Here is a 12,710-nt window from a genome sequence, read left to right on the forward strand (position 1 = left end):
CGGGCGACGACGGACCGGGAGGCGGGGTCGACCGGTCGTTAAATTCACCGCGCGTTGATATTGTGTTCCGCATGGTGCTTCCCAAGGGGCTCGCCCGGTTCAACCGGGTCGCCACCAACCGCGTCAACAAATACGTCGTCAACTGGGCCCCCGGCTTCGGCATGATCGTCCACAAGGGACGGAAGTCGGGCCGGGAGTACCGGACGCCGGTGAACGTCTTCCGCACGGCGGAGGGCTTCGTCGTCGCGCTGACCTACGGGCCCGACGCCGACTGGGTGAAGAACGTGCTGGCCGCGGACGGCTGCACGATCGTCACGCGGCGGAAAAACCTGCACGTACACGGGGCACGGCTCGTGCATGATGAGTCGCGCCAGGCCATGCCGACCCCCGTGCGGCAGTTCCTCGGCCTGCTGAACGTCCACGACTTCCTGCTGCTCAAGCGGGACTAGGGGGAGAAATGCTCGAGGGGGAGCTCGTCCGGCTGCGGGCGCTCGAACCGGAGGACGCCGAGAAGATCCACGGGTGGGTGCACGACCCCGAGGTCGGCCGCTGGATGAACAACAGCCACCCGCGCTCGCTCGCGCAGATCCGCAAACGCGCCGAAGAACGCCCGGTCAACAGCTACGAGCTGGTCGTGCTCGGGATCGAGGCCAAGGCGGACGGCAAGCTCGTCGGCATCATCGACCTGCGCGACGCCGAGCCCGAGATCGGCAACGCCGAACTGGACATCTACATCGGCGACGCCGGCTACCGGGGCGGCGGCGGTTACGGCACCGAGGCGCTGCGCCTGATGTGCCGCTACGGCTTCAACTCGATGCGGCTGCACATGATCACGCTCTGGGTGGTCGCCGAGAACGAGCGCGCGCGGCACGTCTACCGCAAGGTCGGCTTCACCGAGGACGGCCGCCACCGCGAAGCGTTCGTCGCACTGGACGGCGAGCGCCACGACATGATCCTGATGAGCATGCTCAAGGGCGAGCTCAGGTTGTGAGCCGGCGAGGCGCCTTGAGCCGCCACGCCTCTTCGAGCAGCTCACGCAGCTGATCGACCTCGACCTTCTCCAGGTCGACGATGATCGAGCCGGATCCGTCGTAGTGCGGTGTCGTGAAGAAGGCGGCGTCGCCGGATTCCAGCAACGCCGCCTTCTCGTCGTGGCCGCACATCACGACCAGGCCGCCTTCGGCCTCGGTGCGCAGCCGCGCGAACCCCTTGCCCGCCACCTTCAGCGCGGGCGTGCGGTACCAGGTCGCCGCCTCGACCTCGGGCAGTTCCGAGGCCAGGCGGACGACGTCTTCCCAAGTCGTCATGGGTCCATTGTCGACCCGGCGTCTTGGAAGAACCGGACCTACGGCAGCAGGGTGATCCGGTCCGCCGCGGGCGGAGCCAGGTTCGGGTGGGCGCCCAGGTACGCGGTCAGCGCGTCCAGGTCGACCGGCCCGCCGGCCAGGTTCGTGCCCTTGGTGAACTCGGTGAAGCCGTCACCGCCGGCGGCGAGGAAGTTGTTCACCGACACGCGGAACGTCGCCGCCGGGTCGACCGGCGTGCCGTTCACCGTGATGTTCGAGACCCGCGAGCCCTGCGGCGCGGACGCCGAGTAGCTGTAGTGCAGCGAGCTCGAGATCTGCAGGAACTTCGGGTTCACGCCCGGCGCCCACTGCTGCTCCAGCACGTTCTTCAGGTTCGCGCCGGTCAGCGTGATCGTCTGCATGATGTTCGAGAACGGCTGGACGGTGAACGCCTCGCTGTAGGTCACCACGCCGTCGCCTTCGCCCGCCGGGGACGACGCGTAGGTCAGGTCGGCGCGGATGCCACCCGGGTTGGTCATCGCGATGACCGCGTTGTTCGACTGCGTGCCCGCCAGCTGCGCGTCGGCGATGACGTCGCCGAGCGCCGACTCGCCGGCCGCGTTCCCCGCCGCCTTCAGGTCCGTGGTGATCGTGCCGACCTGCTTGTTCCCGATCGGGGCGGCCTTCGCCGTCGCGTCGGCGACCAGCGCCGCCACGGCCGGGTCCGGGGTGACCGTGCGGGTGACGATCTCGTTGTGCGCCTGGGTCGCCGACCGGACGACGTCGCGCGTCTTCAGGTTGATCTTCAGGTCCACGACGGACAGCAGGCGGCCGAAGGACGCGCCCTGGATGACCGGCCGCGGCTGGCCGGCCGGGTCGTTGATCACGCAGTTGTACTGCTGGTGGCTGTGGCCGGTGAAGATCGCGTCGACCTTCGGGGTCACCGCCTTCGCGATCGCGGTGGCCGGGCCCGGCAGGACCCGGCAGTCGTTCGGCCCCTCGAGCTCGGTGCTGTCACCCTGGTGCAGCAGCACGACCTGGGACTTGACGCCGAGGAAGTCGAGCAGGTTCGCGGTGCGGTTGATCGCCTCGACCTCGTCACCGAACTTCAGGCCCTTGATGGCCTCCGGCGTGACGACCGAGGGCAGGTCCTTCAGCGTCGCGCCGATGACGCCGATCGGCACGCCACCCTCGAACTTGACGGTGAACGGCAGCAGCGCCGGCAGGCCGTTGGTGAAGTACACATTGGACCCGAGGAACGGGAAGTCCGCACCCTTGAACTTCTTGTCGAACTGGCAACCGTCGGTCGGGTGGCAGCCGCCGAACTGCATGCGCTGCAGTTCCTTGTAGCCCTCGTCGAACTCGTGGTTGCCGACGACGGACGCGTTGACGCCCAGCATGTTCAGGAAGTCGATGGTCGGCTCGTCGTGGAACAGCGCCGAGGTCAGCGGCGACGCGCCGATGTTGTCACCGGCGGAAACGACGAACGAGTTGCGCACCTGCGACCGCAGCTGCTTCACGTGCGTCGCCAGGTAAGCGGCACCACCGGCGTCCACAGTGGTCCCGTCGGACTGCGTGACGCGGCCACTGGAGCCGGTCGGCGGCGCCAGGTTCCCGTGCAGGTCGTTGAAAGCGATGATCCGGACGTCGGTGGTCGGGTCCGGGCGCTGGCCCGCGGACGCGGGTGCGGTGGTCACCGCCGTCGTCGCCAGCGCGGCCGCGGCGAGCACCACGAGCCGGGTTGAAAGCCTCATGCGTGTTTCCTCCGATTCGCGCCCAAGGTCCCCACACGGGCGCACGGCGGAGGATTCTGCCTGGCGGCGGAGTCAACTACCAGGGTCAAAAGACGGACGTAAAGCGAATGTCATCTAACGGCTTCCGTCGAGCAGCGTCTTCGCGACCAGGGCCGGGTCGTCGCTCATCGGCACGTGCCCGCAGCCCGGGAGCAGCTTGAACGTCCCGGCCGGCGCGATCTTCCGCAGCTCGGCGACGCGCGGCCGGGCGAGGATCCGGTCGTGCTGGGCCCAGGCGATCGTCACCGGGATGCTCGTGACGGGACCGGTGAACCGGAAGCCGCCACGCGACTGTGCGGCGGTCGGCTCGAAGCCCGGCGCGGTCGCGAGTGCGTGCGCGTCCTCGACGACGGTCTCGGGGCTCTGCAGCTCGGGCCGTCCGACGATCATGCCGGTCAGTGCCCTCCGCCCGGCCGCCGTCGCGGCGATGCGGCGCACGACGTGCGGCGGAGTGCGCTGGGCGAGCGCGCGGTGGGCCTTGAGCGTCGCGATCGCGTAGACCTTCTGCCGCCGGTTCCACAGGCCGGCCGGCGACAGCGCGGTGACGCTGCGGACGAGGCCGGCCCGGCCGAGCTCCAGCGAGAGCAGGCCGCCGAGCGAGTTGCCCGCGACGTGCGGCCGGTCGAGGCCGAGCTCGGTGAAGAGCTCCTTGAACATCACCAGCGCGGGCTCGACGCCGTAACCGCCGGACGGCTCGGGTGACTCGCCGAAGCCGGGCAGGTCGACGGCGATGACGTCACGATACGGCGTGAGCAGCGGAAACACCGGTGACCAGGCCTGGCGGCGGTGCCCGATGCCGTGGATCAGCACCAGCGGTTCGCCCCGGCCTGCGCGGTCGTAGACAACGTCGTCCATTACCCGAGAGTAAGTCCGGGTCGACGGAAAAGCTACTACCGCCGGTAACAGTTACTCTGCGTCCGGGTGAACCCGGGTCCCGGTGTCGGCCGACCGCTGGACGGCGTCCAGTACCCGGTACACCCGCAGCGCGTGCCCGAAGTCCGGCAGGTCGCCCTTGAGGTGGCGCGCGTACGCGTGCGCGACGTTGTACGACGGTTCGGACGCGCGCCCGGCCAGCTGCGGCAGCTCGTACCGCGCCGGCACGGCGAGCCGCTCGAGGGTCCCGGTGCGACTGCCGCGCAACGTCAGCTTGGAGATCCAGAACAGCGGGTCCGCGGCGTTGACGACCAGCGTGCCCTCGGTGCCGTTGATCTCCCAGAGGAAGTCCGTGGCCGGCGACGTGCCGCCGCGCAGGTGCAGCGACGCGATCGCGCCGCCGTTGAGCACCCCGGAGACGGCGATCTGGTCGGGCACGGTCATCGGGACGGCGTCGCCGGTGACCTCGTCGCGCACCCGCGGCCGGACGGTCGCCATCGTGGCCGACAGCTCGGCGAACCCGCCGAGCACCATGTGCAGCGTGTCGGCGGTGTGCGCGAACGGGATGGTCAGCAGCGTCGCCCCGCCCTCGGGGTGCAGCTGGTAGTCGCGGCCGGCGCGCACGCTCGAGCCCCAGTTCCCGCCGGACGCGATCAGGGACGTCGACAGCACGCGGCCGACGTAGCCGTCCTTGATGAGGTCACGCAGGTAGCGCAACGCCGGCGCGGAGCGGCCCTGCAGCCCGACGGCCGTCTGACCGTCCTTCGCGGCTTCGGCCAGCTCCCGCGTCTCCGCGAGGCTGACGCCCAGCGGCCACTCGCTCAGCACCTGCTTGCCCGCGGCCAGCGCGGGCTCGATGAGGGCCCGGTGCTCGGGCACCTTCACGGCCACCACGACCAGGTCGACCTCCGGGTGCCGCGCCAGCTCCCCGGCGTCGCCGAAGGTCAGCGGCACGCCGTACTTCTCGCCGGCCACGCGCGCCGACTCGGCGCTGCTCGCGCTCAACGCGCGGAGCTCGTAGCCCTCCACCGCGGCCAGCGCGGGCACGTGCGCGGTCGCGGCCCAGCCGCCGTTCGCGCTGAGCCCGACGATGCCGACCCGGACCGGTGCCATGAGCGTTCCTTTCGTTTCCCCCACAGGACTTACGTGCCGAGCGTCGCGGTCATTCCCGCGTGAGCGCAAGCCGCATCGGATGGCGGCGGCCGTTGCCCGGAACGTCCTCGTCGTCCCCAGCGAGCACGAACCCGAGCCGCTCGCAGGCGCGTCTCGCACGGCCGTTCCCCTCGAAGACGTGCAGGGCGACGGCCTGCGCGCCGGCTTCGACGGCCGCCGCGCGGACCGCGTCGACGAGCCGCGCGGCCAGGCCGCGGCCACGCCTCTGTGGCGCAACCCACACCGAGAAGACCAGCCATTCGGCCGCACCCGGCGCTCTCCGCCGTGTCCGGTAACACCGGACAACGCAGCCGCGATGAGGCGAACGTTCCGGCGCGTGGGGGAAAGATGGGCATCGAGGTCGTCCTCGTGGTTCTGGCCGTCGTCGTGCTGCTGATCGGCGGCACGGTGTTCAGCGCCTGGCGCGCCGAGCGCTCCGAGGAGCGCGAGGACGAAGCCGACCCGTTGACCGATCAGCCCTGACCGATCGGCCCGTCGCCGGATCGGCCAAGTGGCCGATGGCGGCTTTCGGCGTCCGGCTCATCGACCGAAGCGGTACCCGGGTCAAGATCCATAACGTCGGTGGCATGACGAACGCACAGGTCACCGCCCTGCAGTACGGACTCATCGGCTTCCTCGCGCTGTGGACCGTGGTGCTGGTGCCGCAGCTGCTCACCCAGCTCGGGCGGCACGGCGGCCTCCGGCTGCGCGGCATCGTCACCACAGCGGCCGTGCTGCTCTACGGGTGTATGACGCTGGCCGTCGTCTTCCTGCCGCTGCCCGGGCCCGGCACCCGCCGGCTGAGCCAGACCGTGCAGCTGCACCCCTTCCAGTGGATCACCGACATCCACACCGAGCTGCTCAAGCACGGGGAGCCGCTGTCGCAGTGGTTCATGACGCAGACGTTCCAGCAGGCCTGCATGAACGTCCTGCTGTTCGTCCCGCTCGGCGTGTTCGCCCGGATCCTGTGGCGCCGCGGCCTGATCGGGACCACGCTGATCGGCTTCAGCGCGTCGCTGCTCATCGAGATCACGCAGCTCACCGCGAACTTCGGCACCGCGCCGTACGGCTACCGCGTCTTCGACGTCGACGACCTCATGAACAACACGTTCGGCGCCGGCGTCGGCTGGGTGTTCGGAGCGCTCCTGCTGGCCCTGCTGCGGGCCAGGCGTTCAACGGTCGACGTGCAGCCGGCCCGGGGCGAGCGGATCCACTTCGCCCAGACGCGCTAGCCGGGCCTTGCGCTGCAGAGCGGCTCGCTTCGCGGCGCGGCGGTCCTCGAGAACGACCACGAGGGCGGCCACGGCCAAGACCAGCGCGACCAGCCCGAGGACGATCGGAAGCTGCACGAATCCTCCTCGGTACGGCGCTGTGCGGGAGATCACACAGGTTACGCAGGTCAGTGGTGAATTCGCTACCCCCAGCGACAGGCCTGTCCGGCACCGGCGCGTGATCAGCGGAAACGTCGCGCGGGCAGTTGTGCCGTGCCCGGCCGAAAGCCGTACCGGAGACTGGACGGGTGAGCACCAGACCCACCAAGGACCAGCTGGCCGCGGCCTACGGCACCACCATCCCGGACGTCCTGGCCCCCGGCCTCGACGTCCTCTTCTGCGGGATCAACCCCGGCCTCTACTCCGGTGCCCTCAAGCAGCACTTCGCGCGGCCCGGGAACCGCTTCTGGCCGGCGCTGCACGGCGGCGGCTTCACGCCGCGGCGGTTCGACCCGGCCGAGCAGGAGCAGCTGCTCGACTTGAAGCTGGGCGTCACGAACGTCGTCGCCAGGGCCACCGCCCGGGCCGACGAGCTCACCGGTGACGAGCTGCGCGAGGGCGGGAAGCTGCTGGCCGCGAAGGTCCTCGAGTACCGGCCGCGGTGGCTGGCGGTAGTCGGGATCACGGCGTACCGGACCGCGTTCGGCTTCCCGAAGGCGAGCGTCGGGCGGCAGGAGCAGCGCATCGGGGGGACACACGTGTGGGTGCTGCCCAATCCCAGCGGCCTGAACGCCCACTGGACACCGGCCGGGCTGGCGGCGGAGTTCGCCGCGCTGCGGGCCGCGGTCGTGACTCGCTAGCCCCTCCTGCAGCGTGCTGACCAGTAACAACCCGCAACCAACGACGCCTTGGGGCGTTAGAGGGGGACGAGCCGGGAGGTAGCGCACCACCACGGGCCACCCTCAGTAGCACCCGCCGCCCCATCAGGTCGTTCTGCTCCCGGTCGAGCAGCACTCCCGAGGGGGTTTTCTACCCAGAGTTTGCTGTAACCGGCGGGTTGGGCCATGAGGGGGAATTGGCGTCATGAGCTGCGAACTTGCGACTCGTACCAAGCAGGAGGAGTCACTTCTGGCCGGTCCCGCAGGGGGGACCGGGTGGTGCCGGATCGCGTGAACCGAGGGGACACGTCCGGCGTCCCAGGAGCGACGGCGCAGAGACGGAGGCCCACGATGCACGGCATCGAGCCCACCCGCAGGCCCACTGGGCCGCCAGGACCCGGCGGGCGCAGTCTCGGCGTGGCGGTCGTCGATCCGGTCCCGATCTACCGCGACGGCCTCGCCGCGCTGGTCCACCGCAGCCAGGGACTGCACTGGGCCGGCCAGGCGGCCAGCCACCACGCCGCGTTGCAGCTGTGCGAGCAGGTCAAACCGGACGTCGTCGTGCTCGATTCGGCGCTGGACCCGAACTGCCACCTGACGAAACTGCTCAACGCCGGCGACCCGGCGCTCATCATCGTCACGCTCATCCGTGACGCGAATCGCACGCAGCAGTACCTGGCGACCGCCATCGCCGCCGGGGCGCACGCGATCGTGCCGCGGTCGATCGATTCACGACGTCTCGCCGAAGCGATCCGGCGGGCCCACACCGAACGCCGGTACATCGACCCCGGACTGGCCGCGCTCACCGCCCGGCCGAAGCGCTCGACCTTGCCGAAGGGGGACCTCCCCCACGACAGCCCACCGGCGCCGCGCGGCGGAATGCCGCTGTCCAGGCGCGAATACCAGGTGCTGCAGCTGGTCGCCGAAGGGCTGGAGAACTCGGCGATCGCGAAACTGCTCTTCCTGTCCGTCGAGACCGTGCGGACCCACGTGAAGAGCATCCTGCGGAAGCTCTCGGCACGGGACCGGACACACGCCGTGACGATCGCGTTCCGCGGCGGGATACTGATCGTCCGGGCGGACGACGGCCCCGTGCCGGTGACGGCGGACACAACGGCCATCCCCGGCCACCGCTGACCCGGGTCACGCTGCTCGAGGCCCACTTTTCGGTGGATTTCCGGTACTCGGAAGTGCGGATCTGCTTGCTCCAGTTACCCGCAGGTAATATCCTGAAGTTACCGGCGAGTAAGGCGACTGTGTGCCCGGCCGGGGAGCCGAACACATTGGAGTGACACATGGGCCACTACAAGAGCAACGTCCGAGACCTGGAGTTCAACCTCTTCGAGGTACTCGGCGTGCAGGAGCGCCTGGGCAAGGGTGTGCTCGCCGAGTCGGACGAGGAGACCGCGCGCGGGGTGCTGGCCGAGCTGAACAAGCTCGCCACCGGCCCGCTGGCCGAGTCCTTCGCCGACGCCGACCGCAACCCGCCCGTGTACGACCCGAAGACCTTCAGCGTCAAGATCCCCGAGTCGTTCAAGAAGAGCTACAAGCAGCTCCTCGACGGCGAGTGGTGGCGTCTCGGCCTGACCAACGACCTCGGCGGCTTCGGGCTGCCCCCGACCGTCCAGTGGGCCGCGTCCGAGCTGATCCTCGGCGCCAACGCCCCGCTGTTCATGTACCTCGCGGGCCCCAACTTCGCGATGATCGTGAACAAGAACGGCACCGAAGAGCAGAAGCACTGGGCCCAGCTGATGATCGACCGGGCCTGGGGCGCCACGATGGTGCTGACCGAGCCGGACGCCGGCTCCGACGTCGGCGCGGGCCGCACCAAGGCCGTCAAGCAGGAGGACGGCTCCTGGCACATCGACGGCGTGAAGCGGTTCATCACCTCCGCCGAGCACGACATGAGCGAAAACATCATGCACCTCGTGCTGGCGCGCCCCGAGGGCCCCGGCATCGAGACCAAGCCGGGCACCAAGGGCCTTTCGCTGTTCCTCGTGCCGAAGTTCCACTTCGACTCGAAGACCGGTGAGCTGGGCGAGCGCAACGGCGCCTTCGTCACGAACGTCGAGCACAAGATGGGCATCAAGGCCTCGACGACGTGCGAGCTGACCTTCGGCCAGCACGGCACCCCGGCCAAGGGCTGGCTGCTCGGCGAGGTGCACGACGGCATCGCGCAGATGTTCCAGGTCATCGAGTACGCCCGGATGATGGTCGGCACGAAGGCGATCGCCACGCTGTCCACCGGTTACCTCAACGCCCTCGAGTACGCCAAGGAGCGCGTCCAGGGCGCCGACCTGCCGAACATGCTGAACAAGGCCGCGCCGCGCGTCACCATCACGCACCACCCGGACGTCCGCCGTTCGCTGATGCTGCAGAAGGCGTACGCGGAGGGCCTGCGCGCGGTGTACCTGTACACGGCGTCGTTCCAGGACCAGCTGTGGACCGGCGAAGGTGACCAGAAGGTCGCCCACGGCGTCAACGACCTGCTGCTGCCGATCGTCAAGGGTGTCGGCTCCGAGCGCGCCACCGAGCAGCTCGTGCAGTCGCTGCAGACCCTCGGCGGTTCCGGCTTCCTGCAGGACTACCCGATCGAGCAGTACATCCGCGACGCCAAGATCGACTCGCTCTACGAGGGCACCACGGCGATCCAGTCGCTGGACTTCTTCTTCCGCAAGATCGTCCGCGACAAGGGCCAGTCGCTGGCCTTCGTCGCCGGCGAGATCACCAAGTTCATCGAGTCCGAGGCGGGCAACGGCCGGCTCAAGAACGAGCGCGGACTGCTCAAGCAGGCCCTCGAGGACACCCAGGGCATGCTGGGCTCGCTGATCGGATACCTGACGACGTCGCAGGAGGACCCGCAGAACATCAACAAGGTCGGCCAGCACACGGTCCGCCTGCTGATGTCGGTCGGCGACCTGCTCATCGGCTGGCAGCTGCTCAAGCACGCCGAGGTCGCCATCGCCAAGCTCGACGCGGGCGCGTCCGCCAAGGACGTCCCGTTCTACGAGGGCAAGATCGCCGTGGCGTCGTTCTTCTCGAAGCAGGTGCTGCCGGAGCTGACCGCTCGCCGCGCGATCGTGGAGGCCGCGGACAACGCGCTCATGGAGCTCGACGAAGCCGCGTTCTGAGCCACGTCCTAAGGGGCCCTTCCCGTCCGGGGAGGGCCCCTTCGGCGTGCCCGACGGGCGTCGTAACGATGCGGTGGCGACAGGAGTAATTCCCGGTACGCGGTGTTTCGCCGTCACCCACCCGGGGCATTCCGACGATCGAGCCGCGGAGCCCCGGAACACCGGGACCGCGGATCCCTTGAGAGGAGAAGCGATGACTATCGCCAGTGTTCTCGGCGCCATCATCATCGGCCTGATCATCGGCGTGCTCGGGCGCTTGGTCGCACCTGGCAAGCAGAGCATCCCGATCTGGCTGACGATTCTGATCGGTATCGTCGCCGCCTTCATCGGCACGGCGATCGCGCGTGGCATCGGCTACGCCGACACGGACGGAATCGACTGGCTGGAGATCCTCACCCAGGTCGTCCTCGCGGCCATCGGTGTGTCGATCGCCGCCGGCGCCTACGGCCGTCGCGGTGTATCGAGGTAACACCCCAGATCCCGGCCCGGTCCGGTTCGCCGTCGGGGGCGAACCGGACCGGGCCTTTTTGTGTCTCACCCCATCGGGGGTCCAGAGAGGCGGGGCGTCCGAATAGGTGTCACGGTTGCGCTTATTGGGCTATCGAAGGAGGCACTCGTGCTCGGCGGACTTTGGGGCATCATCTCGACGATCATCGTGGGCCTGATCCTGGGCGTGCTCGGCAGGTTGTTCGCGCCCGGCGACCAGAAGATCCCGATCTGGCTGACGATCGTGGTCGGCATCGTGGCCGCGTTCATCGGCAACTGGCTCGCCGGCGTGTTCGGCGTCCGGGACACCAACGGCATCGACTGGATCCGGCACATCTTCCAGATCGTCGCCGCCGTCGTCGGCGTCATCGCGGCTTCGGCGATCTACGCGCGGATCAAGGGCGGCAGCCGCACTAGCGCCTGACCGACGCGCGCGCCAGCACCACGGCGAACCCGGTCCCGGCCAGCAGCAGCACGGCCGCCCAGGTCATCGTCGTGGTGATGGCGTGCGCGGACGAACCCGCCGCGAGCGTCAGGAAAACGCTCCCGAACGTCGCCACGCCGATGACCTGACCCAGCTGCAACGTCGTGGTCAGCAGGCCGCTGACGTCCGCCGCCCGGGTGAGCGGGACGTGCGTGAGCGCTTGCGTCATCAGCGAGCCGAACGCCGGGCCCATCGAGAGCCCGAACAGCACCAGGGCAACGAAGAACAGCACGCCACCGTGGCCGCCGTCGTGCAGGCTCAGCGCGAGCAGGGCGTACGCCGCCGCCGAGCCGACGTAGCCGATCGGCGTCAGCGCCGCGTGGATCCTCGCGGGCAGCCGGTTCCAGAAGAACCCGCACAGGCCGAAGACCACGCCACCGGGCGCCGTCGCGAGCCCGGCCGCGAGCGGGGAGTCCCCGAGCCCGGCCTGCAGGTGCAGCCCGACGCAGAACAGGAACCCGCCGTAGGACGCGACACCCGCGGCCAACGCGGCCAGACCCGGGGCGACACCACGGATCCGCAGCACCTCGAGGTTCACGAGCGGATCGGGCACCCGGCGTTCCACGACCACGAACAGCCCGGCCAGCACCAGGCCGGCGGCGATCGAAGCGAACGTCCAAGCGGGCCAACCGGTTTCGTGCCCGAGCACCAGCGGCAGCACGACCAGCACCACGGCGGGCGCGGCGATCGCGAGCCCGGCGAGGTCCAGCCGGCGGCCGTTCCGCGCGGCACCGCCGGGCACCAGCCGGGCCGCGAGCACCGCGACGAGCACGCCGATCGGCACGTTCACCAGGAAGATCGGCCGCCAGCCCTCGCCGAACAGGTCCGCGCCGACCAGCACGCCGCCGGCCACCTGACCGGCGACGAACGCGACCGAGATGACCGCGGTGTACGCGCTCAGCGCCTTCGCCCGGGCGGCGCCGGTGAACTGCGCCTGGATGACGCTGATGACCTGCGGCATCATCAACGCCGCGCCTGCCCCTTGAGCGATCCGGGCGACGACCAGCGTTCCCGCGCCGGGCGCGAGGCCGCACAACAACGAGAAGACCGTGAAGGCGATGACGCCGGTGACGAACATCCGGCGCCGCCCGAACAGTTCGCCGAGGCGGGCGCCGGTGATCAGCAGCATCGCGTAACCCACGGTGTAACCGGAGACGACGAGCTGCAGCGCGGCGCCGGAGGTGTGCAGGTCGGCGCGGATGTCGGTCATGGCGACGTTGACGACGGTGACGTCCAGCAGCGCCATGAACTGGCCGAGCAGCAGGACGCCGAGCATGAACCACGGCCGGGTGGTCCGGCCCGGGACGGCCGCCGGGGCCGGGGTGGTGAGTGTCATGCCCCTGACCCTGCGGCTCTTTCCGGCGCAGCACCGAGAGTCCCGTGATGCTGGTACTCACAGCACCTGCTTCGTTTTCA

The 12,710-nt window shown here is 69.6% G+C and carries 15 protein-coding genes and 1 pseudogene; 9 read left to right on the forward strand and 7 right to left on the reverse strand.

What is annotated here, in order from left to right:
* The first annotated feature begins 71 nt into the window (after window positions 1–71).
* Entirely contained in the window at window positions 72–449 is a 378-nt protein-coding gene (locus ACGFMK_RS08910) for a nitroreductase family deazaflavin-dependent oxidoreductase (RefSeq protein ID WP_392759805.1), read from the forward strand.
* 8 nt (window positions 450–457) lie between these two features.
* A complete protein-coding gene (locus tag ACGFMK_RS08915; RefSeq protein ID WP_392759808.1) occupies window positions 458–991 on the forward strand; it encodes a GNAT family N-acetyltransferase in 534 nt (177 codons plus the stop codon).
* Here ACGFMK_RS08915 and ACGFMK_RS08920 read toward each other — a convergent pair.
* The 5 genes and pseudogenes from ACGFMK_RS08920 to ACGFMK_RS08940 form a co-directional block, all read right to left on the reverse strand.
* Window positions 981–1,307: an MmcQ/YjbR family DNA-binding protein gene (locus tag ACGFMK_RS08920; protein WP_392759810.1), complete on the reverse strand. Its 327-nt coding sequence runs from the start codon at window positions 1,305–1,307 to the stop codon at window positions 981–983. The genes ACGFMK_RS08915 and ACGFMK_RS08920 overlap by 11 nt on opposite strands.
* Window positions 1,308–1,345: 38 nt before the next feature.
* Window positions 1,346–3,040 carry a bifunctional metallophosphatase/5'-nucleotidase gene (locus ACGFMK_RS08925; protein ID WP_392759812.1) on the reverse strand — a complete coding sequence of 565 codons (1,695 nt, stop codon included), beginning with the start codon at window positions 3,038–3,040 and terminating at the stop codon, window positions 1,346–1,348.
* A gap of 114 nt (window positions 3,041–3,154) precedes the next feature.
* A complete protein-coding gene (locus tag ACGFMK_RS08930) occupies window positions 3,155–3,934 on the reverse strand; it encodes an alpha/beta fold hydrolase (RefSeq protein WP_392759814.1) in 780 nt (259 codons plus the stop codon).
* Between the two features lie 51 nt (window positions 3,935–3,985).
* Window positions 3,986–5,065, reverse strand: a complete 1,080-nt coding sequence (locus ACGFMK_RS08935; protein WP_392759816.1) for a Gfo/Idh/MocA family protein — start codon at window positions 5,063–5,065, stop codon at window positions 3,986–3,988.
* Window positions 5,066–5,114: 49 nt separating this feature from the next.
* Window positions 5,115–5,399 (reverse strand): annotated as a pseudogene (locus tag ACGFMK_RS08940) (GNAT family N-acetyltransferase); the annotation flags it as partial.
* Between the two features lie 53 nt (window positions 5,400–5,452).
* On the opposite strand from ACGFMK_RS08940, the gene ACGFMK_RS08945 reads away from it, so the two are divergent.
* Window positions 5,453–5,587, forward strand: a complete 135-nt coding sequence (locus tag ACGFMK_RS08945) for a hypothetical protein (RefSeq protein ID WP_392759818.1) — start codon at window positions 5,453–5,455, stop codon at window positions 5,585–5,587.
* 104 nt (window positions 5,588–5,691) lie between these two features.
* The gene (locus ACGFMK_RS08950) at window positions 5,692–6,336 is read left to right on the forward strand and encodes a VanZ family protein (RefSeq protein WP_392759820.1); all 645 of its coding nucleotides are present in this window, start codon (window positions 5,692–5,694) and stop codon (window positions 6,334–6,336) included.
* Here the strand turns inward: ACGFMK_RS08950 and ACGFMK_RS08955 are convergent.
* Window positions 6,277–6,453 (reverse strand): hypothetical protein, encoded by a 177-nt coding sequence (locus ACGFMK_RS08955; RefSeq protein WP_003058066.1) that lies wholly within the window; start codon window positions 6,451–6,453, stop codon window positions 6,277–6,279. The genes ACGFMK_RS08950 and ACGFMK_RS08955 overlap by 60 nt on opposite strands.
* Window positions 6,454–6,623: 170 nt before the next feature.
* Between ACGFMK_RS08955 and mug the strand changes: the two genes are divergently transcribed.
* The 5 genes from mug (at window position 6,624) to ACGFMK_RS08980 (ending at window position 11,234) form a co-directional block, all read left to right on the forward strand.
* On the forward strand, window positions 6,624–7,175 hold the full coding sequence (mug, locus tag ACGFMK_RS08960; RefSeq protein WP_392759823.1) for a G/U mismatch-specific DNA glycosylase: 552 nt from the start codon (window positions 6,624–6,626) through the stop codon (window positions 7,173–7,175).
* A gap of 369 nt (window positions 7,176–7,544) precedes the next feature.
* The gene (locus ACGFMK_RS08965; protein WP_392759825.1) at window positions 7,545–8,330 is read left to right on the forward strand and encodes a response regulator transcription factor; all 786 of its coding nucleotides are present in this window, start codon (window positions 7,545–7,547) and stop codon (window positions 8,328–8,330) included.
* 158 nt (window positions 8,331–8,488) lie between these two features.
* Entirely contained in the window at window positions 8,489–10,324 is a 1,836-nt protein-coding gene (locus ACGFMK_RS08970) for an acyl-CoA dehydrogenase (RefSeq protein WP_392759827.1), read from the forward strand.
* Window positions 10,325–10,517: 193 nt separating this feature from the next.
* Window positions 10,518–10,793 (forward strand): GlsB/YeaQ/YmgE family stress response membrane protein, encoded by a 276-nt coding sequence (locus ACGFMK_RS08975; protein ID WP_392759829.1) that lies wholly within the window; start codon window positions 10,518–10,520, stop codon window positions 10,791–10,793.
* A gap of 147 nt (window positions 10,794–10,940) precedes the next feature.
* Window positions 10,941–11,234, forward strand: coding sequence for a GlsB/YeaQ/YmgE family stress response membrane protein (locus tag ACGFMK_RS08980; RefSeq protein ID WP_392759831.1), 294 nt, complete (start codon window positions 10,941–10,943; stop codon window positions 11,232–11,234).
* Here the strand turns inward: ACGFMK_RS08980 and ACGFMK_RS08985 are convergent.
* Window positions 11,224–12,630 (reverse strand): MFS transporter, encoded by a 1,407-nt coding sequence (locus tag ACGFMK_RS08985; RefSeq protein ID WP_392759833.1) that lies wholly within the window; start codon window positions 12,628–12,630, stop codon window positions 11,224–11,226. The two genes, ACGFMK_RS08980 and ACGFMK_RS08985, sit on opposite strands and share 11 nt — an antisense overlap.
* Window positions 12,631–12,710: the final 80 nt, after the last annotated feature.

Source organism: Amycolatopsis sp. NPDC049252 (assembly GCF_043197175.1).
Lineage (GTDB): Bacteria > Actinomycetota > Actinomycetes > Mycobacteriales > Pseudonocardiaceae > Amycolatopsis.